This is a genomic window from Streptomyces caeruleatus (assembly GCF_001514235.1).
GTDB classification, from domain to species: Bacteria; Actinomycetota; Actinomycetes; order Streptomycetales; family Streptomycetaceae; genus Streptomyces; species Streptomyces caeruleatus.
In genome coordinates, this window is sequence record NZ_KQ948927.1 from 395,514 (window position 1) to 420,412 (window position 24,899).

General features: G+C 71.2%; 20 protein-coding genes. 10 read left to right on the forward strand and 10 right to left on the reverse strand.

Translation table 11 applies throughout. The features are described from left to right. Positions 1-3: 3 nt before the first annotated feature. Entirely contained in the window at positions 4-1,530 is a 1,527-nt protein-coding gene (locus AQJ67_RS14155; RefSeq protein ID WP_062719059.1) for an ADP-ribosylglycohydrolase family protein, read from the reverse strand. Next, positions 1,527-2,594 carry an ADP-ribosylglycohydrolase family protein gene (locus AQJ67_RS14160; protein ID WP_062719060.1) on the reverse strand — a complete coding sequence of 356 codons (1,068 nt, stop codon included), beginning with the start codon at positions 2,592-2,594 and terminating at the stop codon, positions 1,527-1,529. Before AQJ67_RS14160 ends, AQJ67_RS14155 begins: the two co-directional genes overlap by 4 nt. Positions 2,595-2,865: 271 nt before the next feature. On the opposite strand from AQJ67_RS14160, the gene AQJ67_RS14165 reads away from it, so the two are divergent. From AQJ67_RS14165 to AQJ67_RS14175, 3 genes are all read left to right on the forward strand, one after another. Next, positions 2,866-3,597, forward strand: coding sequence for a VIT1/CCC1 transporter family protein (locus AQJ67_RS14165; RefSeq protein WP_062719061.1), 732 nt, complete (start codon positions 2,866-2,868; stop codon positions 3,595-3,597). 369 nt (positions 3,598-3,966) lie between these two features. Then, positions 3,967-8,565: a glutamate synthase large subunit gene (gene gltB / locus AQJ67_RS14170; RefSeq protein ID WP_079055956.1), complete on the forward strand. Its 4,599-nt coding sequence runs from the start codon at positions 3,967-3,969 to the stop codon at positions 8,563-8,565. Next, positions 8,558-10,018: a glutamate synthase subunit beta gene (locus tag AQJ67_RS14175; protein ID WP_062719063.1), complete on the forward strand. Its 1,461-nt coding sequence runs from the start codon at positions 8,558-8,560 to the stop codon at positions 10,016-10,018. Before gltB ends, AQJ67_RS14175 begins: the two co-directional genes overlap by 8 nt. Positions 10,019-10,140: 122 nt before the next feature. Here the strand turns inward: AQJ67_RS14175 and AQJ67_RS14180 are convergent, their stop codons facing one another. Both AQJ67_RS14180 and AQJ67_RS14185 read right to left on the reverse strand, forming a co-directional pair. After that, the gene (locus AQJ67_RS14180; RefSeq protein WP_062719064.1) at positions 10,141-11,052 is read right to left on the reverse strand and encodes a chitosanase; all 912 of its coding nucleotides are present in this window, start codon (positions 11,050-11,052) and stop codon (positions 10,141-10,143) included. A gap of 61 nt (positions 11,053-11,113) precedes the next feature. Next, positions 11,114-12,061, reverse strand: a complete 948-nt coding sequence (locus tag AQJ67_RS14185; protein ID WP_062719065.1) for a rhomboid family intramembrane serine protease — start codon at positions 12,059-12,061, stop codon at positions 11,114-11,116. Positions 12,062-12,207: 146 nt separating this feature from the next. Between AQJ67_RS14185 and AQJ67_RS14190 the strand changes: the two genes are divergently transcribed. Together AQJ67_RS14190 and qcrB are read left to right on the forward strand one after the other, a co-directional pair. After that, complete coding sequence (locus tag AQJ67_RS14190; RefSeq protein WP_062719066.1) at positions 12,208-12,933, forward strand: vWA domain-containing protein; 726 nt, start codon at positions 12,208-12,210, stop codon at positions 12,931-12,933. 85 nt (positions 12,934-13,018) lie between these two features. Further along, entirely contained in the window at positions 13,019-14,668 is a 1,650-nt protein-coding gene (qcrB, locus tag AQJ67_RS14195) for a cytochrome bc1 complex cytochrome b subunit (RefSeq protein WP_062719067.1), read from the forward strand. On the opposite strand, the gene AQJ67_RS14200 is transcribed toward qcrB, so the two are convergent. Then, a complete protein-coding gene (locus AQJ67_RS14200; RefSeq protein WP_062719068.1) occupies positions 14,646-15,620 on the reverse strand; it encodes an acyl-CoA dehydrogenase family protein in 975 nt (324 codons plus the stop codon). The genes qcrB and AQJ67_RS14200 overlap by 23 nt on opposite strands. A gap of 37 nt (positions 15,621-15,657) precedes the next feature. Further along, positions 15,658-16,797 (reverse strand): acyl-CoA dehydrogenase family protein, encoded by a 1,140-nt coding sequence (locus AQJ67_RS14205; protein WP_062719069.1) that lies wholly within the window; start codon positions 16,795-16,797, stop codon positions 15,658-15,660. A 68-nt stretch (positions 16,798-16,865) separates the two neighbouring features. Between AQJ67_RS14205 and AQJ67_RS14210 the strand changes: the two genes are divergently transcribed. The 3 genes from AQJ67_RS14210 to AQJ67_RS14220 are packed head-to-tail and all read left to right on the forward strand — an operon-like array spanning position 16,866 to position 19,504. Next, positions 16,866-17,651, forward strand: a complete 786-nt coding sequence (locus AQJ67_RS14210) for an SDR family oxidoreductase (protein WP_062719070.1) — start codon at positions 16,866-16,868, stop codon at positions 17,649-17,651. Positions 17,652-17,666: 15 nt separating this feature from the next. Then, the gene (locus tag AQJ67_RS14215) at positions 17,667-18,308 is read left to right on the forward strand and encodes a TetR/AcrR family transcriptional regulator (protein ID WP_062719071.1); all 642 of its coding nucleotides are present in this window, start codon (positions 17,667-17,669) and stop codon (positions 18,306-18,308) included. 38 nt (positions 18,309-18,346) lie between these two features. Next, the gene (locus AQJ67_RS14220; protein ID WP_062719072.1) at positions 18,347-19,504 is read left to right on the forward strand and encodes an acetyl-CoA C-acetyltransferase; all 1,158 of its coding nucleotides are present in this window, start codon (positions 18,347-18,349) and stop codon (positions 19,502-19,504) included. A 117-nt stretch (positions 19,505-19,621) separates the two neighbouring features. Here AQJ67_RS14220 and AQJ67_RS14225 read toward each other — a convergent pair whose 3' ends face one another. The 4 genes from AQJ67_RS14225 to AQJ67_RS14240 are packed head-to-tail and all read right to left on the reverse strand — an operon-like array spanning position 19,622 to position 22,960. Further along, positions 19,622-20,668, reverse strand: coding sequence for an NAD(P)H-dependent flavin oxidoreductase (locus AQJ67_RS14225; RefSeq protein ID WP_062719073.1), 1,047 nt, complete (start codon positions 20,666-20,668; stop codon positions 19,622-19,624). Further along, positions 20,668-21,411, reverse strand: coding sequence for a CoA-transferase subunit beta (locus AQJ67_RS14230; RefSeq protein ID WP_062719074.1), 744 nt, complete (start codon positions 21,409-21,411; stop codon positions 20,668-20,670). The genes AQJ67_RS14225 and AQJ67_RS14230 overlap by 1 nt, the downstream gene beginning before the upstream one ends. Continuing rightward, a complete protein-coding gene (locus tag AQJ67_RS14235) occupies positions 21,408-22,244 on the reverse strand; it encodes a CoA transferase subunit A (RefSeq protein ID WP_062719075.1) in 837 nt (278 codons plus the stop codon). The genes AQJ67_RS14230 and AQJ67_RS14235 overlap by 4 nt, the downstream gene beginning before the upstream one ends. Continuing rightward, complete coding sequence (locus AQJ67_RS14240) at positions 22,244-22,960, reverse strand: enoyl-CoA hydratase family protein (protein ID WP_062719355.1); 717 nt, start codon at positions 22,958-22,960, stop codon at positions 22,244-22,246. Before AQJ67_RS14240 ends, AQJ67_RS14235 begins: the two co-directional genes overlap by 1 nt. Before the next feature lie 210 nt (positions 22,961-23,170). On the opposite strand from AQJ67_RS14240, the gene AQJ67_RS14245 reads away from it, so the two are divergent. Together AQJ67_RS14245 and AQJ67_RS14250 are read left to right on the forward strand one after the other, a co-directional pair. After that, positions 23,171-23,911 carry an SDR family oxidoreductase gene (locus tag AQJ67_RS14245; protein WP_062719076.1) on the forward strand — a complete coding sequence of 247 codons (741 nt, stop codon included), beginning with the start codon at positions 23,171-23,173 and terminating at the stop codon, positions 23,909-23,911. Position 23,912: 1 nt separating this feature from the next. After that, entirely contained in the window at positions 23,913-24,824 is a 912-nt protein-coding gene (locus AQJ67_RS14250) for an SDR family oxidoreductase (protein ID WP_062719077.1), read from the forward strand. Positions 24,825-24,899: the final 75 nt, after the last annotated feature.

Consider the following 24,899-nt stretch of genomic DNA (forward strand, 5'->3'; position numbering starts at 1 on the left):
GAATCATCCTCCTGGTCGGGCCGGTTGCGTGGCTTCCAGGAGTCCGGCGAGTTCCACCAGGTCGGTGCCGGTGAGCCGGGGGAGTACGCAGCCGGAGAGGGTGCGGCACGCCTCGCGCCAGGTCGCCGGGATCGACGTACCGCCGCCGAGCGCGCCGGTCAGCGCCCCCGCCAGGGCCGGTGCCGAGTCGGCCACCCGGCTGAGGCACGCCGCCGCGGGGACCGCCTCGGCGATACGGCCGTCCGCGGCGACCGTGAGGGCCAGGGCGACCGGGACGGTCTCGGCGGCGGCGATGCCGTAGCTGTAGACGTGGTCGACGATCTGGTGTTCCAGGAGGGGGATCAGGGCGAAGGCGCTGTCGGCGGAGTGTGCGAGGTGCAGTGCGTGGCGGGCGTTGCGGCCGATCTCCGTCTCCTCGGGGAGTTCGGCGAGGGCCGCGGCCACGCAGGGTTTCGTCGCCGCGCCGGTCAGGGCGAGTGCCACGGCCGCCGCCATCGCCCGCGCGCCGTGGACGCCGTCGCCGTCCTGGGTGTAGCGGGCGTCGAACTCGGCGAGCTCGGCGGCGCGGTGGGGGTCGCCGGGGTGGGCGACGGCGAGGACGCAGGCCCTGACGCAGGCCGCGTCGTCGAAGTAGTGCGGGTTGTCGTGTCCGGTGGCGGGCGGGCGCAGACCGGTGGCGAGGTTGCCGAGGCCGGCGCGGACGGAGATGCGGGCGCGGAGGGGGAGGATGGCCGACTCGACCTCGGGGGCGCGGTCCGCTGCGGCGGCGATCTCGTCGGCCAGGGCGCTCCAGGTGAGGTCGATTGCGGCTCTTGTGCGGCGTTCACGGCTGAGGTCGCCGAGGGTGGTGTCGTCGCCGGCGCGGAGTACGGCTTCCGCGGCGAAGACTGCCCATTCGGCGTCGTCGGAGGGGCCGAGGCGGAGGGGTTCGGGGGGCTGGTTGAGGGCGATGGGGACGGGGAGGGTGGTGGTGGCGTTGTGTTCGGCGAAGGTGTCGAGTTCGCGGGTGAGGCGGCGGGTCCAGTCGGGCATGCGGGCGGCTCTGTGGCGGGCGGCTGGCCAGCCGGCCGCGTCGCCTGCGGCTAGGCCGAGCAGGAGGCCCAGGATGCGTTGCCGGGGCTCGGTCTCGGTTTCGGCCTCGGCTTCGCCTTCGGCCCTTTGTTTCCCACCCGCACCGCCCGTGCGGCATTCGTCGTCGGGTGCGGGTGGCCCCAGTGGGGCCTGCTCGCCGTCGGCGGCCGCGGGTTGGTTGGGCGGTGCGAGTGTCGTGGCGTGGGCAGTCGTGGGTTGGTTGGGCGGCGTGAGTGTCATGCCGTGGGCAGCCGTCGGTTCGTTCGGCGGCGTGCGAGTCGTGCGGTTGGCGGTCGTCGGTTCGTTCGGCGGGGTGAGGGTCGTGCTGTTGGTGGTCGTGGGTTCGTTCGGCGGTGTCGGAGTCGTGTCGTCGGTGGTCGTGGGTTCGGGCGGCGGGGGCTCGGCTTCGGGGGCGGTTGTCGTGGAGGTGCCCTCGTCCCAAGGGCTTGGTGGCCTCATCGTGGGGTCCCCGTGCGCGGCGTCGGGGCCTCGATCGCGGGGAGGCCTTCGGTCACCCACTTCCTGTCCTCGCCCGGCACCAGGAGCTCCGCCACGTCCAGTACGTGGTGGCCGGCCATCGACGGCAGGCAGCTGCCGCGTGCCGGGCCGATCGCCGTCGCCCACTCCGTGGGAATCGCCGGCGCGCCCTGTGTCGCGCCGGCCAGCGCGCCCGCCACGGCTGCCGTCGTGTCCGCGTCGCGGCCCATGTTCACGGCCGTGAGGACCGCCTGGACGAAGTCGCCGTCCGCCGCCGCGTACGCCCCGAAGGCCAGGGCGACCGCCTCGGGGGCCAGGTCGGTCCAGGGGTAGCCGCCGATGACGACCGCGGAGCGGACCGCGCGTTCGCCTCGGTGGGCCACCGCCACCGCCCGGCGCAGCGAGCGGGCCGTCCAGGAGTCGTCCGGGACCACCGCGAGGGCCGAGGCGACCACGGCGATCGTCGGAGCCCCCGCCATCGCCGCCGCCACGCCCGCCGCCACCGCCTGGCCGCCGTAGATGCCCTCGCCGTCGTGGCTCACCGAGCCGTCGATCGCCACCAGGCGGGCCGCCTCCGCCGGGCGGCCCGCGGCGAAGACGCCGAAGGGCGCCGCCCGCATGGCCAGGCCGTCGCTCCAGGCGTGGCGGTGCTGGGCGGAGATGGGGGCCGCGAGGCCTCGGCGGAGGTTCTCCAGCGTGCCGCGTTCGCTGAAGCCGGCGCCCCGGAAGGGGCCCTCCGCCCGGTCCGCGATCCACTCGTGCCAGGCCGCCTCCACATGGGCCGGGGTGAGGGCCGAGCCGTGGCGGGCGAGGAGGAGGCCGGAGAAGATCGCGTACTCGGTGTCGTCCGTACCGGAGGGGTTGTCGGTGACGAACCCCGTGATGCGGCCCCAGCGGGCGCGGATCTCGGAGGGCTTCATGTTCTCGGCGGGGGCGCCCAGCGCGTCGCCGACCGCCAGGCCCAGCAGTGCGCCGCGCGCCCGTTCGCGGAGTTCGGCGGCGTCCCCCGGCGCCGGGACCGAGGGGATGCAGGCGATGGATGGCATGCGCGGCCTCTCCTCCGGGGGCTCCGCCCAGGGCGCGGAGACCTTTGTGGATATGTCCCACCGTCGGCGGTTGACCTGAGCCTTGAAGGCCTCAGAGTCACCCGGTCGACATTTGTGCAGCCCACTACACGAATGAGCGTTCTAAGGGAAAACCGCAGGTTAGCCCAGCCTTTCCTTGCTGGCGGGCGGGAAATTCCGGACGTAGATTTGGTGTTGTCGAAGAATAGAACTCGTCTAAAGACAGCCTTACCTAGCTCCCTGGGGGACCCTCATGGCCATCATCGAGACCGAGGCCGCGCTGCACGAGGCGCACCGCGACAACCACACGCACCGCGACGTGAACGGCGGCTGGCTGCGTCCCGCCGTGTTCGGGGCGATGGACGGCCTGGTCTCCAACCTCGCTCTGATGACCGGTGTCGCGGGCGGGGCGGCCGGTCAGCAGACCGTCGTGCTGAGCGGGCTCGCGGGACTCGCCGCCGGCGCCTTCTCCATGGCCGCCGGTGAGTACACCTCGGTCGCCTCGCAGCGCGAGCTCGTCGAGGCCGAGCTGGACGTCGAGCGGCGGGAGCTGAGGAAGCACCCGAAGGACGAGGAAGCCGAGCTCGCGGCGCTCTATGAGGCCCGGGGCGTCGAGCCGCGGCTCGCCAAGGCCGTCGCCGAGCAGCTCTCCCGTGATCCCGAGGTGGCCCTGGAGATACACGCCCGCGAGGAGCTCGGCATCGACCCCGGCGATCTGCCCTCGCCGCTGGTCGCGGCCGTCTCGTCGTTCGGGTCCTTCGCGCTGGGTGCCCTGCTGCCCGTACTGCCGTATCTGCTCGGTGCGACCTCGCTGTGGCCGGCCGTGCTGCTCGCGCTCGTCGGGCTTTTCCTGTGCGGGGCGGTCGTGGCCAAGGTGACGGCGCGGACCTGGTGGTACAGCGGGCTGCGGCAGCTCGCGCTCGGTGGGGCCGCGGCCGGTGTGACGTACGCCCTGGGCAGTTGGTTCGGAACGGCCGTAGGATAGCTCGGCTGGAACTTATGCGTTGGGCCGCATAAGTAGCCGTTACTCGCTGGTTTCGGATGCATGACCACCGGGCATGAGCCGTAAGCGCTGTGGGCAATGACGCCTGCGGCGCACTCGCGGGGTGAGCGACGACGCCCCCTCCGCCTCGGATCGACGGACATAGACCTGTCTCGTTCGGTCCCCACATACTTCAAGCCATGGGCGCGGAACCCTTGTCGCAGCCCTTGGTGTCCGCATGATGGAACGGATTATCCCGCTTCCCGAGAACCGCCCCATCATGTAACCTGCACGAAATTTTGCACTCACGCAGAGGGCCAACGTCGTCCCTCGGCAATTTGCATATGCCAGATGACGACGACGGGAGAGCCGATGCGTACGCCGCGCCAGCCGTCCCAGCACTCCACGAATGGCCAGAACTGGTCGTTCATGGATGCTCGCCCTGCTGCGCAGGGTATGTACGACCCCCGCAACGAGCGCGACGCCTGTGGCGTCGGCTTCGTGGCCACCCTCACCGGCGAGGCGAGCCACGCGCTGGTCGAGCAGGCGCTCACCGTTCTGCGCAATCTCGAACACCGTGGTGCCACCGGTTCCGAGCCCGACTCGGGTGACGGCGCGGGCATCCTGTCCCAGGTGCCGGACGCCTTCTTCCGCGAGGTGGCCGGGTTCGAACTGCCCGAGGCCGGTGCGTACGCCGTGGGTATCGCCTTCCTGCCGGAGGAGGGGACCCAGGACGCCGTCTCGAAGATCGAGACGATCGCGTCCGAGGAGGACCTCACCGTCCTCGGCTGGCGTGAGGTGCCCGTCGCCCCCGAGCTGCTCGGGGCCACCGCCCGGTCGACGATGCCCGTCTTCCGCCAGGTCTTCGTCGCGGACGGTTCCTCGAAGGACATCGCCCTCGACCGCAAGGCCTTCGTGCTGCGCAAGCGCGCCGAGCGCGAGGTCGGCGTCTACTTCCCGTCGCTGTCGGCCCGCACCATCGTCTACAAGGGCATGCTGACCACCGGCCAGCTGGAGCCCTTCTTCCCGGACCTGTCCGACCGCCGCTTCGGCTCGGCCATCGCCCTCGTCCACTCGCGTTTCTCGACGAACACCTTCCCGTCGTGGCCGCTGGCGCACCCGTACCGCTTCGTCGCGCACAACGGTGAGATCAACACCGTCAAGGGCAACCGCAACTGGATGGTCGCTCGCGAGTCGCAGCTCGTCTCCGACCTGTTCGGCTCGGACGACAAGTCCCTGGACCGCATCTTCCCGGTGTGTACGCCGGACGCCTCCGACTCGGCGTCCTTCGACGAGGTCCTGGAACTGCTCCACCTCGGCGGCCGCTCGCTCCCGCACTCCGTGCTGATGATGATCCCGGAGGCGTGGGAGAACCACGACTCCATGGACCCGGCCCGGCGCGCCTTCTACCAGTTCCACTCCACGATGATGGAGCCCTGGGACGGCCCGGCCTGTGTCACCTTCACCGACGGCACCCAGGTCGGCGCCGTGCTCGACCGCAACGGTCTGCGCCCCGGCCGCTACTGGGTCACCGACGACGGCCTCGTCGTCCTCGGCTCCGAGGTCGGCGTCCTCGACATCGACCCGGCGAAGGTCGTCCGCAAGGGCCGCCTGCAGCCCGGCCGGATGTTCCTCGTGGACACCGCCGAGCACCGCATCATCGAGGACGACGAGATCAAGGCCCAGCTCGCGGCGGAGAAGCCGTACGCCGAGTGGCTGGAAGCCGGCGAGATCGAGCTGTCCGACCTGCCCGAGCGCGAGCACATCGTGCACACGCACGCCTCGGTCACCCGCCGCCAGCAGACCTTCGGTTACACCGAGGAGGAGCTGCGCGTCATCCTCGCGCCGATGGCCAAGACGGGCGGTGAGCCGCTCGGCTCCATGGGCACCGACTCGCCCATCGCCGCGCTGAGCGAGCGCCCGCGCCTGCTCTTCGACTACTTCACCCAGCTGTTCGCGCAGGTCACCAACCCGCCGCTGGACGCCATCCGCGAGGAGCTCGTCACCTCGCTGAACTCCTCGCTGGGCCCGCAGGGCAACCTGCTCGACCCGACGGCCGCCTCCTGCCGCTCAGTCACCCTGCCCTTCCCGGTGATCGACAACGACGAGCTGGCCAAGCTCATCCACATCAACGCCGACGGCGACATGCCGGGCTTCAAGGCCGCGACCCTGTCCGGCCTGTACCGGGTGCACGGCGGCGGTGACGCCCTCGCCGCGCGCATCGAGGAGATCTGCGCCGAGGCCGACGCCGCCATCGACAACGGCGCCCGTCTGATCGTCCTGTCGGACCGTCACTCGGACGCCGAGCACGCGCCGATCCCGTCGCTGCTGCTCACCGCGGCCGTCCACCACCACCTCATCCGCACCAAGCAGCGCACCCACGTGGGCCTGCTGGTCGAGGCCGGTGACGTCCGCGAGGTCCACCACGTCGCCCTGCTGATCGGCTTCGGCGCCGCGGCCGTGAACCCGTACCTGGCGATGGAGTCCGTCGAGGACCTCGTCCGCGCGGGCACCTTCCTCTCGGACATCGAGGCCGAGAAGGCCATCCGCAACCTGATCTACGCCCTCGGCAAGGGCGTCCTGAAGGTCATGTCCAAGATGGGCATCTCGACGGTCGCCTCCTACCGCGGCGCCCAGGTCTTCGAGGCCGTCGGCCTCGACGACGCCTTCGTCGAGAAGTACTTCAACGGCACGGCCACCAAGATCGGCGGCGTCGGCATCGACGTCATCGCCAAGGAGGTCGCCGCCCGTCACGCGAAGGCGTACCCGGCGTCGGGCATCGCGCCCGCCCACCGCGCCCTCGAAATAGGCGGCGAGTACCAGTGGCGCCGTGAGGGCGAGCCGCACCTGTTCGACCCGGAGACGGTCTTCCGCCTCCAGCACTCCACGCGCACCGGTCGCTACGACATCTTCAAGAAGTACACCGAGCGCGTGAACGAGCAGTCCGAGCGCCTGATGACGCTCCGTGGCCTGTTCGGCTTCAAGTCCGACCGTCCCTCGATCTCCATCGACGAGGTCGAGCCGGCCAGCGAGATCGTCAAGCGTTTCTCCACCGGCGCCATGTCGTACGGCTCCATCTCCAAGGAGGCGCACGAGACCCTCGCCATCGCCATGAACCAGCTGGGCGGCAAGTCCAACACCGGTGAGGGCGGCGAGGACCCGGACCGTCTGTACGACCCGGCGCGCCGGTCGAGCATCAAGCAGGTCGCGTCCGGCCGCTTCGGTGTGACCTCGGAGTACCTGGTCAACGCGGACGACATCCAGATCAAGATGGCCCAGGGCGCCAAGCCCGGTGAGGGCGGCCAGCTGCCCGGCCACAAGGTCTACCCGTGGGTCGCGAAGACGCGTCACTCGACGCCGGGCGTGGGCCTGATCTCCCCGCCGCCGCACCACGACATCTACTCCATCGAGGACCTGGCCCAGCTGATCCACGACCTGAAGAACGCGAACCCGCAGGCGCGGATTCACGTGAAGCTGGTCTCCGAGGTCGGCGTCGGCACGGTCGCGGCGGGTGTGTCCAAGGCGCACGCGGACGTCGTACTCATCTCGGGTCACGACGGCGGTACGGGTGCCTCCCCGCTGACGTCGCTGAAGCACGCGGGCGGCCCCTGGGAGCTCGGCCTCGCCGAGACCCAGCAGACCCTTCTCCTCAACGGTCTGCGCGACCGCATCGTCGTCCAGACCGACGGTCAGCTGAAGACCGGCCGTGACGTCGTCATCGCCGCGCTGCTGGGCGCCGAGGAGTTCGGTTTCGCGACCGCGCCGCTCGTTGTCTCCGGCTGCGTCATGATGCGCGTCTGCCACCTGGACACCTGCCCGGTCGGCATCGCCACCCAGAACCCGACGCTGCGCGACCGGTTCTCCGGCAAGGCCGAGTACGTCGTCAACTTCTTCCAGTACATCGCCGAAGAGGTCCGCGAGATCCTCGCCGAGCTGGGCTTCCGCACCATCGAGGAGGCCGTCGGCCACGCCGAGACGCTGGACGTCACGCGTGCCGTCGACCACTGGAAGGCGCAGGGCCTGAACCTGGAGCCGCTGTTCCACGTGCCCGAGCTGCCCGAGGGCGCGGTGCGTCACCAGCTGATCGAGCAGGACCACGGCCTGGCGAAGGCGCTCGACAACGAGCTGATCAAGCTCGCCGCCGACGCGCTGGCCGCGGACTCCGCGACCGACGCCCAGCCGGTGCGCGCCCAGGTCAAGGTCCGCAACATCAACCGCACGGTCGGCACCATGCTCGGCCACGAGGTGACGAAGAAGTTCGGCGGTGCCGGTCTGCCCGACGACACCATCGACATCACCTTCACCGGTTCCGCGGGCCAGTCCTTCGGCGCCTTCCTCCCGCGCGGTGTCACGCTGCGCCTGGAGGGCGACGCCAACGACTACGTCGGCAAGGGCCTCTCCGGCGGCCGGGTGATCGTCCGTCCCGACCGTGGCGCCGACCACCTCGCCGAGTACTCGACGATCGCGGGCAACACCATCGCGTACGGCGCGACCGGCGGCGAGCTGTTCCTGCGCGGTCGTACGGGTGAGCGGTTCTGTGTCCGCAACTCCGGCGCGACGGTCGTCTCCGAGGGCGTGGGCGACCACGGCTGCGAGTACATGACCGGTGGCCACGCGGTGGTCCTGGGCGAGACGGGCCGTAACTTCGCGGCCGGTATGTCCGGCGGTATCGCCTACGTCATCGACCTCGACCGCGACAACGTCAACGTCGGTAACGTCAGCGCCGTCGAGGCTCTCGACGACACCGACAAGCAGTGGCTGCACGACGTGGTCCGCCGCCACCAGGAGGAGACCGGCTCCACGGTCGCCGAGAAGCTCCTGGCCGAGTGGGACACCGCCGTCGAGCGCTTCAGCAAGATCATCCCCAGCACGTACAAGGCAGTGCTCGCCGCCAAGGACGCCGCCGAGCGAGACGGTCTGTCCGAGACCGAGATCACCGAGAAGATGATGGAGGCGGCGATCAATGGCTGACCCGAAGGGCTTTCTGAACCACGGCCGCGAGGTCGCCAAGTCCCGCCCGGTCGACGTCCGTCTGAAGGACTGGAACGAGGTCTACGTCCCCGGCTCCCTGCTGCCGATCATCAGCAAGCAGGCCAGCCGCTGCATGGACTGCGGCATCCCGTTCTGCCACAACGGCTGTCCGCTCGGGAACCTCATCCCCGAGTGGAACGACTACGCCTACCGCGAGGACTGGTCGGCCGCGTCGGAACGCCTGCACGCCACGAACAACTTCCCGGAGTTCACGGGCCGCCTGTGCCCGGCCCCGTGCGAGTCGGCCTGCGTGCTCGGCATCAACCAGCCGGCCGTCACCATCAAGAACGTCGAGGTCTCGATCATCGACAAGGCGTGGGACGCGGGCACCGTCGCCCCGCAGGCCCCGGAGCGCCTGTCCGGCAAGACCGTCGCGGTCATCGGCTCGGGCCCGGCGGGCCTGGCGGCTGCCCAGCAGCTGACGCGGGCCGGCCACACGGTGGCGGTGTACGAGCGCGCGGACCGCATCGGCGGCCTGCTGCGCTACGGCATCCCCGAGTTCAAGATGGAGAAGCGGCACATCAACCGCCGTATCGAGCAGATGCGCGCGGAGGGCACCCGCTTCCGTACCGGCATCGAGATCGGCCGCGACCTCAAGGCGACCGACCTCAAGAAGCGGTACGACGCCGTCGTCATCGCCGCCGGCGCCACGACCGCCCGTGACCTCCCGGTCCCCGGCCGTGAGCTCAAGGGCATCCACCAGGCCATGGAGTACCTGCCGCTGGCCAACAAGGTCCAGGAGGGCGACTACGTCACCGCCCCGATCTCGGCCGAGGGCAAGCACGTCGTCGTCATCGGCGGTGGCGACACCGGCGCCGACTGCGTGGGCACCGCCCACCGCCAGGGCGCGGCGTCCGTCACGCAGCTGGAGATCATGCCCCGTCCGGGCGAGGACCGGGCGCCGCACCAGCCGTGGCCGACCTTCCCGATGCTGTACAAGGTCACGTCCGCGCACGAGGAGGGCGGCGAGCGGGTCTACTCCGTCTCCACCACCCACTTCGAGGGCGACGAGGACGGCAACGTCCAGTGGCTGCACCTCACCGAGGTCGAGTTCGTCGACGGCAAGCTGACCCCGAAGCCGGGCACGGAGCGCAAGATCCCCGCCCAGCTGGTGACGCTGGCCATGGGCTTCACGGGCACCGACCGCGAGAACGGCCTGGTCGACCAGTTCGGCCTGGACCTCGACGAACGCGGTAACATCGCCCGCGACGCCGACTTCCAGACCAACGTCCCGGGTGTCTTCGTCGCCGGTGACGCGGGCCGCGGCCAGTCGCTCATCGTCTGGGCCATCGCGGAGGGCCGCTCGGCCGCCCGCGGCTGCGACCGCTTCCTGACCGGCGCCAGCGAACTGCCGGCGCCGATCAAGCCGACGGACCGTTCGCTGATGGTCTGACGGCCCGACAAGTGACCTGACGGTCACGCACATACGTCCCGTACAACGGCGTACGGAACACAGATGGCGCCTGCCCACAGTCCCCGACCGGACTACAGGGCGGGCGCCGTCGCCTTTCTTGGCTAGGGCACCCGGTAGGTCTCCCCGTACACCTGCCATGTCAGGGGCGTGCTCAGCTTGAGGTTCCCCTCCTCCAGAAACCGCCGCTGGGCCGTGTCCACCCGGCTGGTGTCGGCGCCCGGTCGCCGCTCCCGCATGGCAGCCCGGCGGACGTCGAGGAAGGCGTCGAGGTACGCCTTCTCGGAGCCGCCCCGCGCGGGGGACTCGACCTTGCGCAGGGCGCGTTCGCGCAGGACGTAGAAGCCGTCCTCGTCGATGCCGGCGCCGTGGAAGACCATCGCGTCGTAGTAGACGAACTGGCCGAGCGTGCCGAGGCCGTCGAGCTTGGCGAGGCGGACCGCCGGGTCGAAGTAGGCGCGGTCGCGCTCGGCGTCCTGGGCCGCGCGGAAGGCCTTCACCTCGGCCTCCGCCTTCCAGGCGGCCGGGAAACCGGGGTCCAGGCCCTCGTGGGAGTCGGTGCCGTCGACCGCGCGCAGGGCGGGCAGGTAGCGGGCGAGTCCGTTGTCCGGGTGGGCCTCGGTGTAGTTCTCGACCAGGGTGAGCAGGTCGTGCGTGCCGGTGCAGAAGCCGATCGTGCCGGCCGTGTAGCCCTGGCCGTCGTCGAGGTCCTCGATGTCGCCGTAGGTGCGGCGCCAGTCCAGGGTCGAGCTCTCGGCGGTGGCGACCAGCTGCTGGGCCAGCTCCTTCTTCGCCGGCGCGGCCAGCCCCGGCGGCAGGCTCGCGATCAGCTCGTCGTCCGCCGACCGCTCCTGCTCGGCCCGGCTCCTGGCCTCCTGCCGGGACCCCTCCTGCGCGGTGACGACCGCGGACTCACCGCCCGCGCTGTCGCCGGATTCCGCCGGGACGAGAAAGTAGACGCCCGCGGCGACGGCGACGGGCACGGCCGCGAAGAGCAGCACACCGACACGTCTCACTGGCCCACCCCTCCACCTCGGCGCGGAGTGCGGGGGGAGCCGGCGTGGGCAGCGATTCGTCTCACTGGGCCATCCCTCCGCCCGTCAGTTCCGTCACCCTCACGACCGCGACCACCGCCAGCAGCACCAGCACGCTCACACAGGCGGCCGTCTGGATCAGGGCTCGGCGTGGGGTGCGGGGCGTGTAGGCGTAGGCGAGGGTCACCGCGGCTCCCGTGAGGAGGCCGCCGAGGTGGCCCTGCCAGGAGGTGAGGCCGGCGGAGAGCAGGAGCCAGAGGAGGAGGAAGGCCATGAAGCGGTTGACGCCGCGCATGTCCGCGCCGACGCGGCGGGCGAGGACGTAGTACGCGGCGCCGAGGCCGAAGATCGCGCCGGACGCGCCGACCGACTCCGTGTTCACGTCGGTCAGCAGCAGCTCGAACACCGAACCGCCCAGCGTCGCCAGCAGGTAGAGCGCGAGGTAGCGGACCCGGCCCAGCATGGGCTCCACGATCCGGCCGAGCTGCCACAGCGAGAGCATGTTCATCACGATGTGCAGCAGCCCGAAGGTGCCCTCGGTCGGCGGCAGGTGGAGGAAACCGCTGGTCAGCAGCCGCTCCCACTGGCCGGCGACGAGGCCCTCGGCGTGGAATCCGGACGGGTATCCCGGTTCGTAGACGTAGTAGAGGCCGTCCGGGCCGACCAGCCGGGCGCTGAGCATCGCGAAGCGGTCGACGATCTCCGGGCGCACCACCTCGGCCAGATAGGCCAGGACGTTGAGGACGATGAGCACGGAGGTCACGAGGGGCGTCGCGGCGATCCGGCCGCCGACGACCGTACGGGCCTGCCGCACCGACCGCGCGCCCTCCTTCACGCACTCCACGCACTGATGGCCGACGGACGCCTCACGCATGCAGTCCGGGCAGATGTACCGGTCGCAGCGGACGCACCGGACGTGGGACTCCACCTTGGGATGGCGGTAGCAGGTGGTGACGGCGGACTCGGTGGAAGGGGTGGACTCGGGCTCCACAGCCGGCTCCTCGAAGGGGACGGGACGGACGATGAGCCGGTGGGGTCGGCGGCGAACAAAATAGCGAACACCTGTGGACGGAGGGAGAGGCGGGGCCGGTGTGCCGTAACCTCGGCAACCAGCCAGGCGTACGAGGGGGAGACCATATGGCGGCGATCAGTCTCAGCAAGGTCGAGGAGACCGCGCCCGCGCTGGTCAGCCTGTACAAGAGCGCCGGGGTGTCGCTGCACAAGCACGGCCTGGACGGCGTGCGGGCCGCCGTCTACCTGGTGGTCGACTACTCCGGGTCGATGAAGCCGTACTACAAGGACGGCAGCGTGCAGGCGCTCGCCGACCGGGTGCTCGGCATGGCGGCCCACTTCGACGACGACGGGACCGTGCCGGTCGTCTTCTTCTCCACCGACGTCGACGCCGAGACCGAGATCGCGCTGGCCGACCACCAGGGGCGGATCGAGCGGATCGTGGCCGGGCTCGGGCACATGGGCAAGACCAGCTACCACCTGGCGATGGACGCCGTCATCGACCACTACCTGGACAGCGGATCGCGGGACCCCGCCCTGGTCGTGTTCCAGACGGACGGCGGCCCGATCAACAAGCTCGCCGCCGAACGGTATCTGTGCAAGGCGGCCCCGCTCCCGCTGTTCTGGCAGTTCATCGGTTTCGGGGACCCGACCAGCAAGCAGTTCGACTTCCTGCGCAAGCTCGACGATCTCGCCGTCCCCGCCAAGCGGGTCGTCGACAACGCCGGGTTCTTCCACGCCGGTTCGGATCCGCGGACCGTGTCCGACGCCGAGTTGTACGACCGCCTCGTGGGGGAGTTCCCCAAGTGGCTGGTGGCGGCGCGGGCGCAGGGGATCGTACGGCCGTCCTGACGCGTGGCCGGGGCTGTCCGCCCCGTTGGCGGGCCCCCTGTGCCCGTGTCACCCTGTGGTTGATCCGACGGGGAGGCGACGACGTATGGACGGCGCACGATCGGGGAACGACGGGACGACGGGTGCGCGGCGGTCCGGCCCGCCCGGCCGGGGCGAGAAGATCGCCGACTGGGCCGACGGACGGCTCGGGCTGTACGCGCTGGCCAAGGCCAACATGCGCAAGGTCTTCCCGGACCACTGGTCCTTCATGCTGGGCGAGGTCTGCCTCTACAGCTTCCTCGTCCTGATCCTCACCGGCGTCTACCTCACCCTCTTCTTCGACCCCAGCACCAACGAGGTCGTCTACAACGGCACCTACGAGCCCCTCAACGGCGTCCTGATGACCAGGGCCTACGAGTCCACCCTCGACATCAGCTTCGACGTGCGCGGCGGGCTGCTCATCCGGCAGATCCACCACTGGGCGGCGCTGGTCTTCGTCACCGGCATGCTCGTGCACATGATGCGGGTGTTCTTCACCGGCGCCTTCCGCAAGCCCCGCGAGATCAACTGGGTGTTCGGCTGGACCCTGCTGATGCTCGGCATCATCACCGGCCTGACCGGCTACTCCCTCCCCGACGACCTGCTGTCCGGCACCGGCCTGCGGTTCGCGCACGGCGCGATCCTGTCCATCCCGATCGTGGGCACGTACGTGGCGTTCTTCCTCTTCGGCGGGGAGTTCCCCGGCGAGGACTTCATCGCCCGGCTCTACCCGATCCACATCCTGCTGCTGCCCGGGATCATGCTCGGTCTGGTCGTCGCCCATCTGATCCTGGTCTTCTACCACAAGCACACCCAGTACCCGGGTCCCGGCCGCGACCAGAAGACGGTCGTCGGCATGCCCTTCCTGCCGGTGTACATGGCCAAGGCGGGCGGCTTCTTCTTCCTCGTCTTCGGCGTCCTGGCACTCATGGGAGGCATCGCCAGCATCAACCCGGTCTGGGCCTTCGGGCCCTACCGCCCCGACCTGGTGACCACGGGTGCCCAACCCGACTGGTACCTCGGCTTCTCCGAGGGACTGATCCGGGTGATGCCGGGATGGGAGATCAACTTCTGGGGCCACACCCTGGAACCCGGCGTCTTCATCCCCTTCTCCCTCTTCCCGCTGATCCTGCTCGCGCTCGGGGTCTACCCCTTCGTCGAGGCATGGATCACCGGTGACAAACGTGAACACCACATCCTCGACCGGCCGCGCAACGTGCCCGTGCGCACCGGCCTCGGCGCGGCCTGGCTGAGCCTGTACACGGTGCTGCTGATCGGCGGCGGCAACGACATCGTGGCCACGCATCTGCATCTGTCCATCAATGTGATCACCTGGTTCGTCCGGATCTCGGTCTTCGTCGTGCCGGTCCTCACCTACTACGTGACCAAGCGGATCTGTCTGGGCCTGCAGCGCCGGGACCGGGACAAGGTGCTGCACGGCAGGGAGACGGGCACCATCAAACGGCTCCCGCACGGTGCGTACGTCGAGGTCCACGAGCCCCTCTCGCAGGCGCAGCTGTTCACCCTCACCCAGCACGAGCAGCCGCCGCCCTACGAGATCGGTCCGCTCGTCGACGCGAACGGCGTCCGGCGCCGGGTGGGCCCGACGCAGCGGGTGCGGGCCCGGCTGGCGCGGGCGATGTTCGGGCCGCAGACGCGGATCACCAAGCCGACGGTCGAGGAGTACCGCGAACTCACCAGCGGCGATCACCACTGAGCGTGGGGGCACCCAGCACGTCGGCTCGGCACGCGTCCGGGTCGCCCCAGGCCGTGCGCAGCGCGCGGGCCTTGGTCAGCCAGAGCGAGAGGTCGTACTCCGCCGTATAGCCGATCGCGCCGTGCAGCTGGAGCGCGGTACGGGCGGCGGCGTACGCGGCCTCGCAGGCGGTGACCTTGGCGGCGGCGACATCGGCGGGCGCCATGGTGAGCGCGGCACCGAAGAGGAGCGGCCGGGCGAACTCCAGGCCGATCCGCACGTCGGCCAGACGGTGCTTGACGGCCTGGAACGAGCCTATGGAGACACCGAACTGGGTGCGCCGCAGGACGTGGGCGACCGTCTTGTCGAGCAGGGCCTGACCGACGCCGAGGGCCTGGGCGGCGGTGGTGAGGCGGGCGTAGGCGAGGGCCCTGGCCGGGGCGGGGCCGAGCAGTTCGCCGCCCGGTTCGAGGGGCGTGAGGCGGCGGGCCGCGTCCAGAGAGGGGCGTACGGGGCCGTGGCCGGGGGAGAGGTGAAGGCCTTGGGAGGTGACGGCCAGACGGGTGCCGGCCACGTCACCGTCCAGGGCGTACGGTGCCTTCCACGCCAGCGTCGCCATGGCCTCGCCCGTCGCCAGTGCCGGCAGGAGCCGCTTGGCCGGGCCGGGGTCAGGCAGATCGGCGAGCAGGACCGCCGCCGCGACCGTCTCCACCAACGGCCCCGGCACCGCGTGACGCCCCAGCTCGATGAAGGCGACGGCGAGTTCGACGGGCCGTGGGCCCATCCCCTCGTACGCCTCCGGAACCGCCAGCGCGAACACCCCCGCCTCGGCGACACGGGACCACAGCGCGCGGCCCCGCGCATGCTCGCCCCGGCTCCAGTCCCGTATGACCGAGGGTGTGTCGGCGACCGCCAGCATGGCGTTCAGCGAGTCGCCGAAGGCACGCTGCTCGGGGTCGAGGAGGAAGCGCATCAGCGGGGGTCCTTTCGGTGGCGTCGACGCGGCTTGGTCACCGTCGCCCCTTCGGCAGGCCCAGCAGGCGCTCGGCGATGATGTCGCGCTGGATCTCGTTCGTCCCGGCGTAGATCGGGCCGGCGAGGGAGAAGACGTACCGCTCCGCCCACTCCGTGTCGGCCAACTCGCCCTCGGCGCCCAGCAGATCGAGAGCCGTCTCGTGCAGCGCGATGTCGTACTCCGACCAGAAGACCTTGTTCAGACTGGACTCCGGGCCGATCGACTCGCCGTCGAGGAAGCGGGAGGCCGCGGCGAAGGTGAAGAGCTGGTAGGCGCGGGCGCCGATCAGGGCGTCGGCCACGCTGTTCCGCGCGCTCTCCGGGCTGCCCCGGTCCTGCCAGAGCCGGTGGAGCCGGTCGGCGCTCGCCAGGAACCGGCCCGGGGAGCGCAGCATCAGACCGCGTTCGTTGCCCGCCGTCGACATCGCGATCCGCCAGCCCTGGCCCGGCTCGCCGATCACGTCCTCGTCAGGCACGAACACCTCGTCCAGGAACAGCTCGGCGATGGCGGGCCTGCCGTCGAGGCGGGCGATGGGGCGGACCGTGACACCGGAGGCGCGCAGGTCGAACATCAGGTAGGTCAGGCCCTGGTGGGGCTTCGGGGCGCCCGGGTCGGAGCGGAACAGGCCGAACGCGCGATCGGCGAAGGCGGCCCGGGACGACCAGGTCTTCTGGCCGGACAGCAGCCAACCGCCCGCCACGCGCGTGGCCCTCGACCTCAGCGAGGCCAGGTCGGAACCGGCCTCGGGCTCCGACCACGCCTGCGCCCAAACCACCTCGCCGGTGGCCATGGGCGGCAGCACGCGTGCGCGCTGCTCCTCTGTGCCGTGGTCGAAGAGGGTCGGGGCGAGGAGACTGACGCCGTTCTGATTGACGCGGCCCGGTGCGCCCGCCGCGTAGTACTCCTCCTCGAACAGCAGCCACCGCACCAGCGTGGCGTCCCGGCCGCCGTACGCCGCCGGCCAGTTCACCACCGACCAGCGGTCGACGGCGAGTTCGGCCTCCCACGCGCGGTGCGCCGCGAAGCCCTCCTCGGTCTCCAGTGAGGGGAGCGGATCGACCGGCACATGCGCGCGCAGCCAGGCGCGGGCCTCGGCGCGGAACGCCTCGTCGGCGGCGGAGTGAGCGAGATCCACGGTCGGCTTCCCTCCTGTCTCCCTGCGACTTCTTCCCTAACAAGTGTTTGGTAGGTTAGCGTGCTGCTATGACAAACGTCGAGGTGCCGACGTACGTTCCCGGGCACGGACTGCTCCGCGGGCGCACCGCCGTCATCACCGCGGCGGCCGGCGCCGGCATCGGCGGCGCGACCGCTCGCCGCTTCCTGGAGGAGGGCGCGCGCGTGCTGGTCAGCGACGCGCACGTGCGGCGGCTGAAGGAGTACGAGGCGGAGCTGGCCGGGGAGTTCGGCGCGGCGTCGGTGGCCGCGCTGCCCTGCGACGTGACCGACGCGTCGCAGGTGGCGGCGCTGTTCGAGACGGCCGTGGCCGAGCACGGGCGGCTGGACGTCGTCGTCAACAACGCCGGTCTCGGCGGGACTTCACCCCTCGTCGACATGACCGACGAGCAGTGGTCGAAGGTCCTCGACGTGACCTTGAACGGCACCTTCCGGTGCACCCGCGCCGCCCTCCGCCGCATGCGGGACACCGGCGGCGTGATCGTCAACAACGCCTCCGTCGTCGGCTGGCGCGCCCAGGCCGGGCAGGCGCACTACGCGGCCGCGAAGGCGGGCGTGATGGCGCTGACCCGGTGCGCGGCGATCGAGGCGGCCGACCACGGGGTGCGGGTCAACGCCGTCTCCCCGAGCCTCGCCATGCATCCCCACCTCGCGAAGGTGACGACCCCCGAACTGCTGGAGGAACTGACCGCGCGCGAGGCCTTCGGACGGTACGCCGAGCCCTGGGAGGTGGCCAACGTGATCGTCTTCCTGGCCTCGGACTACTCGTCGTACATGACCGGAGAGATCGTCTCCGTCAGCAGCCAGCACGCCTAGGACGACAATGGACCCGTGCCGACCAAGAAGAAGCCCCAGGTGACCGCCACCGGAAAGCCCGCGGCCGCTGCCGCCCAGGCGCGCCGCCGTGAACTCCTCGACACCGCCGCCGAGGTCTTCGCCGAGCAGGGCTACAACGCCACCACCGTACGCAAGATCGCCGACCAGGCGGGCATGCTCGCGGGCAGCCTCTACTACCACTTCGACTCCAAGGAATCGATGCTGGAAGAGATCCTGCGCTCCTTCCTCGACGAGCTGTGGGGCGGCTACGACACCGTCCTGGGCGCCGAGCTCGGCCCGCGCGAGACCCTGGAGGCGCTGGTCACCGAGTCGTTCCGGGAGATCGACCGGCACCGCGCCGCCGTCGCGATCTACCAGAAGGAGAACCGCCAGCTGGTGGCGCAGGAGCGGTTCGCGTTCCTCGCCGAGTCGCAGCGCAGGTTCGAGAAGGCGTGGCTGTCCACGCTGGAGCGCGGGGTGACGGCCGGGGTGTTCCGGTCCGACCTCGACGTCCGGCTCACCTACCGGTTCGTGCGGGACACGGTGTGGGTCGCGGCGTCCTGGTACCGGCCCGGCGGACAGCACAGCCCCGAGGAGATCGCCCGGCAGTACCTGTCGATGGTGCTGGACGGGATCGCCGTACGTGCACAGCCGTAGAAAGCTGTCGAAGTGCCCTTAACAATGAGGGAGTTGTCATGGCCGAGGCCTACATCGTCGAAGCGGTCCGTACGCCGGTGGGGCGGCGCGGGGGAGGACTGAGCGCGGTCCACCCGGCCGACCTGGGCGCGCATGTGCTGAAGGAGCTGGTCGGGCGGGCCGGGATGGATCCGGCCGCCGTCGAGGACGTCGTCTTCGGGTGCCTGGACGCCGTCGGGCCGCAGGCCGGGGACATCGCGCGGACCTGCTGGCTGGCCGCGGGGCTGCCCGAGGAGGTCCCGGGCGTGACCGTGGACCGGCAGTGCGGTTCCTCCCAGCAGGCCGTGCACTTCGCGGCGCAGGGCGTGCTGTCCGGCACACAGGACCTCGTGGTCGCCGGTGGCGTGCAGAACATGTCGATGATCCCCATCGCCTTCGCCACCCGGCAGGCCGCCGAACCACTCGGCCTCACCGCGGGACCCTTCGCCGGCAGCGAGGGCTGGCGGGCGCGGTACGGGGAGAAGCCGGTCAACCAGTTCGTCGGCGCCGAGATGATCGCCGCGAAGTGGGGGATCAGCCGGCAGGACCAGGAGGAGTTCGCGCTGCGCTCGCACCGGCGGGCCGTGCGGGCGATCGACGAGGGCCGCTTCGAGCGGGAGGTGGTGGCTTACGGGCAGGTCGCCGTGGACGAGGGGCCGCGCCGGGGCACCTCGCTGGAGAAGATGGCCGGGCTGAAGCCGGTCGTCGACGGCGGCACGATCACGGCCGCCTGTTCCTCGCAGGTCTCCGACGGCGCGGCGGCGATGCTGCTGGCCTCCGAACGGGCGGTGCGCGAACAAGGGCTCACGCCCCGGGCCCGGGTGCACCACCTCTCGGTGCGCGGCGAGGACCCCATCCGTATGCTCACCGCGCCCATACCCGCCACCGCCCACGCCCTGAAGAAGACCGGCCTGTCCATCGACGACATCGACCTCGTCGAGATCAACGAGGCCTTCGCGCCGGTCGTCCTGGCCTGGCTGAAGGAGACCGGGGCGGACCCGGACAAGGTCAATGTCAACGGCGGGGCGATTGCCCTGGGGCATCCGCTGGGGGCGACCGGGGTCAAGCTGATGACGACCCTGCTGCATGAACTGGAGCGTACGGGCGGCCGGTTCGGGCTTCAGACGATGTGCGAGGGCGGGGGCCAGGCGAACGTGACGATCATTGAACGGTTGTGATGCCGGCTTCAATGAACCGGAGGCCGGCGCCTAGAACCCGCAGGCTGGCTCCTATGAACCCGGAGGTCGGCGCCTATGAACCCGGAGGCCGGCGCCTATGAACCCCGAGGTCGGCTCCTATGAACCTGTGAGTCCCTCCCGCACCTCCGCCGCCTCCTTCATGATCCGCCCCACCAGGTCCGCGCACGACGGCAGGTCGTCGATCAGCCCGGCGACCTGCCCGGACGCCATCACCCCCAGATCCGTACGGCCGTCCACCATTGACGCCTTCAGCAGCATCGGCGTGTTCGCGGCGAGCAGGACCTGACTCCAGGTCAGGTCCCTGCCGTGTCTGAGCGCGCGACCGTCCTGGACCATGCGGAGCCAACTCGTGCCGGACAGCTTCCGGTAGCCCGCCGCCCTGCGGAGCGCCTGGAACAGAGCCCGTGCCCGGCCCGAGCGCTCCAGGGCCTCGACCAGCTCCGTGCGCAGCATGCGGTGGGGCAGGCCGTCGACCGCCCGGGTCACCGTGACATCCCTGACCGTCGCCGCCAGGTACCGCGCCTTCACCGCGTCCGGCACCGTCGAGTCCGAGGTGAGCAGGAACCGCGTCCCCAGGGCGATGCCCGCCGCCCCGTAGGCCAGCGCCGCGACCAGACCCCGGCCGTCGAAGAAGCCGCCCGCCGCGACGACCGGTATGTCCACGGCGTCGACCACCTGGGGCAGCAGCACCGTCGTCGCCACGTCCCCGGTGTGCCCGCCGCCCTCCCCGCCCTGCACGATCACCGCGTCCGCGCCCCAGGCCGCGACCTTCTCGGCATGCCGCCGGGCCCCGATCGAGGGGATGACGATCACACCCGCGTCCTTCAGCTCGGTGATCAGCTCGGGGGAGGGCGCGAGGGCGAAGGAGGCGACCCGCACCCCCTCGGCGATCATCACCCGGACCCGGTCGCCGGCGTCCGAGGCGTCCGCGCGCAGATTCACACCGAACGGCGCGTCCGTACGGGACTTGACCTCGCGTATCGCCTCGCGCAGCCGGTCCACGGTCATCGTCGCGGAGGCGAGGATCCCGAGAGCGCCCGCGTTCGCCGTCGCCGAGACCAGCCGGGGGCCCGCCACCCAGCCCATCCCCGTCTGCACGACCGGATGGCGCACTCCGACCAGCCGGGTCAGCGGTGTCTCCATCAGGCACCGACCTCCCGGGCGCGGGTGTTCGCCGGGTCGATGACCTCGCGGATGAGGCGCAGTTCGGCGGCGGTGGGCTCGCGGGTCGGCGGCACGTCGTCCGGGACGGCCAGGTCGAACGCGGTCGCCTCCCTGACCTGGTCCAACGTGACTCCCGGATGGAGCGAGGCCAGCCGCATCGTGCGGTCGGGCGTGGCGAAGTCGAAGACGCCGAGGTCGGACACGACACGCGGGACGCGGTGGAAACGCGCGCCCGCCGCGTGGTCGTATCCCACCCCGCACACCATGTCGACCTTCTCGACGAACACCCGCCGTGAGTGCCGTGGGACCCAGTAACTGGTCGGGTTGTTGAGGGTGTTGACCGGCGCGCCGCGCACCCCGAGCAGCTGCCGCCTCGGCTTCGCCCAGTCGCCGACGCACGAGATGTTCTGGTTGCCGTACCGGTCGATCTGGCTCGCGCCCATCATCACGTGCCGTCGCCCGCCGGTGACCAGGGCCAGATGCTGTCGGTACGGCAGCCAGCCCTCGGTCGTGCCGTCCGGGCGGACGACCATCGCCTCGCCGTCGGTCAGCAGCAGGTCCGGCGCGAAGGTGAGCCGCGCCAGCCGGGCACCCACGGACGGGATCAGGCCCATGGGGCTCGCCAGGATCTCACCGGCGCCGCGCCAGGCCTCGGCACAGGCGATCACGCAGTACTCGGCGCGGGTCGGCGGGAGAGCGGGCGTGCGGTCTGCCTCCGTCATGACCCCTCCCTGACCGCCGACTGGTACGCCTGCTCGTCACCGCCGAGGAACCGGGCCGTGAACTGCGGCCAGGGCGTGGTCGCGTACGTCTTCTGGAAGGCCTCGTCCCGGCCGTAGTCGGGGGCGCAGGACGTGAAGTGCGCGCCGTTCGGGGCCTCGACGACCCCCGTCACCGTGTGCCGCTTGATCAGCAGCGACTGCGGGGCCGCGTCCTTCGTCAGCTCGGCCGTGTCGACGACCCGTTCGCACGAGACGTACGCCGTGTCCGCCGCCTCGCAGAACAGGTCGTCGAAGTAGGGGTCGGGGCCCAGATACTGCCCGTTGCCCAGCCGGTCGGCGCGGTTGACGTGGACCAGGGCCGCGTCGAGCCGCAGGGCGGGCATGGCCACGAAGGTCTCTCCGTCGTCGTACGGCGAAGTCACCGTCCGCAGGCCGGGGTTGACCCGCATCACGTCCGAACCGATCCCGGCCCGCACGGGCAGGAACGGCAGCCGGTTCGCGGCGGCGTGCAGTCCCCACATGAACATCGCCTCGTCGATCTCCGTCAGCTCGAAGGCGCCGCGTTCGCGGGCGGCGCGGAAGTGCGGTTCGAGGGGGATGGAGTCGAGGGTGGCGAAGGGGGCGACGAGCCTGCGGATCCTTCCGGCCGCGGCCAGCATGCCGACGTCCGGGCCGCCGTACGAGACGACGGTGAGGTCGGTGATGCCGGACCGGAGCAGGGCTCTGACCAGGGCCATCGGCTTGCGGCGCGAGCCCCAGCCGCCGATGCCGAGGGTCATGCCGCTGTGCAGCCGCGCGACGGCCTCGTCGGCGGTCATCGTCTTGTCGCTCACTACGCCCTCTCTTTCCCACTGCCGAAGGTGTCGCGGACCCGGTCCGCCACCCCGCTCAGGTTGGCCTCGAAGGTGAAGCCCTGCTCGAAGCGGTAGCTGTGGCGTACGTCGACGGGGTCGATGCCGTTGATGGCGGCCTTGGCCAGCCGCAGCAGCCTGCCGTCCTTCGCGGCGATCTCGCCGGCCAGCTCCAGGGCGGCGGCGCGCAGTTCCCGGCGCGGCACGACCCGCCACACCGAGCCGTGCGCGTGCAGCTCGGCCGCGGTCGCCGTGCGCGAGGTGTAGTACAGGGCGCGCATCAGATGCTGGGGGACCAGCCGGGCCAGATGCGTGGCCGCGCCCAGCGCGCCCCGGTCCAGCTCGGGCAGCCCGAAGGTGGCGTCCTCGCTCGCCACGATCGCGTCGGCGTTGCCCACCAGACCGATGCCGCCGCCCAGACAGAACCCCTGCACGGCCGCCACGACGGGCACCTCGCAGTCGTACACCGCGGCGAAGGCCTCCGCGCAGCCGCGGTTGACGCCGATCACCGCGCCGGCCCCGTCCCGCTGCAACTCCTTGATGTCCACGCCCGCGTTGAACCCGCGCCCCTGAGCCGCCAGCACCACACACCGGATCTCCGGATCACGGCCGGCCGCCCGCACGGCGTCGGCCAGGGCGAACCAGCCGTCCACCGGCAGCGCGTTGACCGGCGGGAAGTCGACCGTGACGACGGCGATCCCACTCGGTCCGCTCCCCTCTTCCGGGGACGAGCCTCCCGGGGACGGGTTTTCCGGAGACGGGTTTTCCGGAGACGGGTTTTCCGGAGACGGGTTTTCCGGAGACGGGTTTTCCGGAGACGGGTTTTCCGGGGACGAGGTGGAGACACCCATGGCCGCATCAGCTACCTTTCCACCAAACGTTTGTTAGGTGATGAAGGGTAGCCGGGGATGGGGCTGGACGGGAAGGTCGTGGTCGTCACGGGCGGCACGCGCGGGGTCGGCGCAGGCGTCGCGAAGGCCTTCGCCGAGGCCGGTGCGGACGTCGTGGTCTGTGCGCGCAGACCACCCGAAGTCCCCCTGCCCGGCGCCGAGTTCAGGGCACTGGACCTTCGCGACCCGGAAGCCGTACGGGCCTTCTTCACCGCCCTGCCCCGCGTGGACGTCCTCGTCAACAACGCGGGTGGTACGCCGTACCGGCGGTTGACGGACGCGGATGCCGGGCGGCACGCACGCGTGATCGAGCTGAACCTGGTGGCCCCGCTGACGGCGTCCCTGGCCGCGTACGAGCAGCTGAGACGGGTGCGGGGGTCAGTGGTGATGATCGGCAGCGTCAGCGGTGGCCGACCCTCGCCCGGGTCCGCCGCGTACGGGGCGGCCAAGGCCGGGCTGGAGAGCCTGGCCCGCTCGATGGCCGTGGAGTGGGCGCCGGAGGTCCGGGTCAACACGCTGGTCGTCGGCATGGTCCGCACCGAGCTGGCCCACCTCCACTACGGGGGCGAGGACGGCATCGCGAGCGTCTCCCGCACGGTCCCGCTGGGGCGTCTCGCCGAGCCCGCCGACATCGGGGCCGCCGCGGTCTTCCTCGCCTCCGACGCCGCCGCCTACGTCAGCGGGGCGAGCCTGCTCCTGCACGGCGGGGGCGAGCGGCCCGTGTTCCTGGACGCCGCAACGGTCAACAAGGAGGCATGACATGGGCCGGATGTGTGAGGGGCGGGTCGTGGCCGTCACCGGCGCGGGGCGCGGGCTCGGGCGCGCGCACGCGCTGGCGTTCGCCGCCGAAGGGGCGAAGGTCGTCGTGAACGACCTCGGCGTGGGGCTCGACGGCACGCTGGGCTCCGCCGACAGCCCCGCCCGGCAGGTCGTCGACGAGATCCGTGCCGCCGGCGGTGAGGCGGTCGCGCACGGCGGGGACGTCGCCACCGGCGCCGGGGCCGCCTCCCTGGTGGCGGCCGCGCTGCAGACGTACGGCCGTCTCGACACCCTCGTCAACAACGCCGGCTTTCTGCGGGACCGGATGCTGGTCAACCTCGACGAGGACGACTGGGACGCTGTCGTACGCGTCCACCTCAAAGGCCACTTCCTTCCTCTGAAGCACGCCTCCGCTCACTGGCGGGCGGAGGCGAAAGCCGGGCGTAGGCCGGTTGCCCGGGTCGTCAACACGAGCAGCGGCGCCGGGCTGTTGGGGTCGCTCGGGCAGGGCAACTACAGCGCCGCCAAGGCCGGCATCCTCGGTCTGACCCTGGTCGCCGCGGCCGAGCTCGGGCGCTACGGCGTCCAGGTCAACGCCATTGCCCCCGCTGCGCGGACCCGCATGACGGAACGGACCTTCGCCGAGACGATGACGGCCCCTGACGGCGGCGGTTTCGACGCCATGGCCCCGGAGAACGTGTCCCCGCTGGTCGTCTGGCTCGGTTCCGCGGGAAGCGCGGGGGTGACGGGGAGGGTCTTCGAGGCGGAGGGGGGTCGGATCACCGTGATGGAGGGGTGGCGGGCGGGGCCGACGGTCGACAGGGGCGCGAGGTGGGCGCCGGAGGAGGTGGGGGCGGCGGCGGTGAAGCTGCTGGGGGAGGCGGGGGCGGCGGGAGCGGTGTACGGCACATAAGTTCCCTCGCCCCCGCCGCCCCTACCCGTCCCGTCCCTGGGGGCTGTGCCCCCAGACCCCCGCTGTCGGCCCTGC

What these genes read in the sequence shown, in the direction of transcription:
- AQJ67_RS14155 (WP_062719059.1), bottom strand. Translation starts at nt 1,530, where the DNA reads ATGAGGCCACCAAGCCCTTGGGACGAGGGCACCTCCACGACAACCGCC.
- AQJ67_RS14160 (WP_062719060.1), bottom strand. Translation starts at nt 2,594, where the DNA reads ATGCCATCCATCGCCTGCATCCCCTCGGTCCCGGCGCCGGGGGACGCC.
- AQJ67_RS14165 (WP_062719061.1), top strand. Translation starts at nt 2,866, where the DNA reads ATGGCCATCATCGAGACCGAGGCCGCGCTGCACGAGGCGCACCGCGAC.
- gltB (WP_079055956.1), top strand. Translation starts at nt 3,967, where the DNA reads ATGCGTACGCCGCGCCAGCCGTCCCAGCACTCCACGAATGGCCAGAAC.
- AQJ67_RS14175 (WP_062719063.1), top strand. Translation starts at nt 8,558, where the DNA reads ATGGCTGACCCGAAGGGCTTTCTGAACCACGGCCGCGAGGTCGCCAAG.
- AQJ67_RS14190 (WP_062719066.1), top strand. Translation starts at nt 12,208, where the DNA reads ATGGCGGCGATCAGTCTCAGCAAGGTCGAGGAGACCGCGCCCGCGCTG.
- qcrB (WP_062719067.1), top strand. Translation starts at nt 13,019, where the DNA reads ATGGACGGCGCACGATCGGGGAACGACGGGACGACGGGTGCGCGGCGG.
- AQJ67_RS14200 (WP_062719068.1), bottom strand. Translation starts at nt 15,620, where the DNA reads ATGCGCTTCCTCCTCGACCCCGAGCAGCGTGCCTTCGGCGACTCGCTG.
- AQJ67_RS14210 (WP_062719070.1), top strand. Translation starts at nt 16,866, where the DNA reads ATGACAAACGTCGAGGTGCCGACGTACGTTCCCGGGCACGGACTGCTC.
- AQJ67_RS14220 (WP_062719072.1), top strand. Translation starts at nt 18,347, where the DNA reads ATGGCCGAGGCCTACATCGTCGAAGCGGTCCGTACGCCGGTGGGGCGG.
- AQJ67_RS14225 (WP_062719073.1), bottom strand. Translation starts at nt 20,668, where the DNA reads ATGGAGACACCGCTGACCCGGCTGGTCGGAGTGCGCCATCCGGTCGTG.
- AQJ67_RS14230 (WP_062719074.1), bottom strand. Translation starts at nt 21,411, where the DNA reads ATGACGGAGGCAGACCGCACGCCCGCTCTCCCGCCGACCCGCGCCGAG.
- AQJ67_RS14245 (WP_062719076.1), top strand. Translation starts at nt 23,171, where the DNA reads ATGGGGCTGGACGGGAAGGTCGTGGTCGTCACGGGCGGCACGCGCGGG.
- AQJ67_RS14250 (WP_062719077.1), top strand. Translation starts at nt 23,913, where the DNA reads ATGGGCCGGATGTGTGAGGGGCGGGTCGTGGCCGTCACCGGCGCGGGG.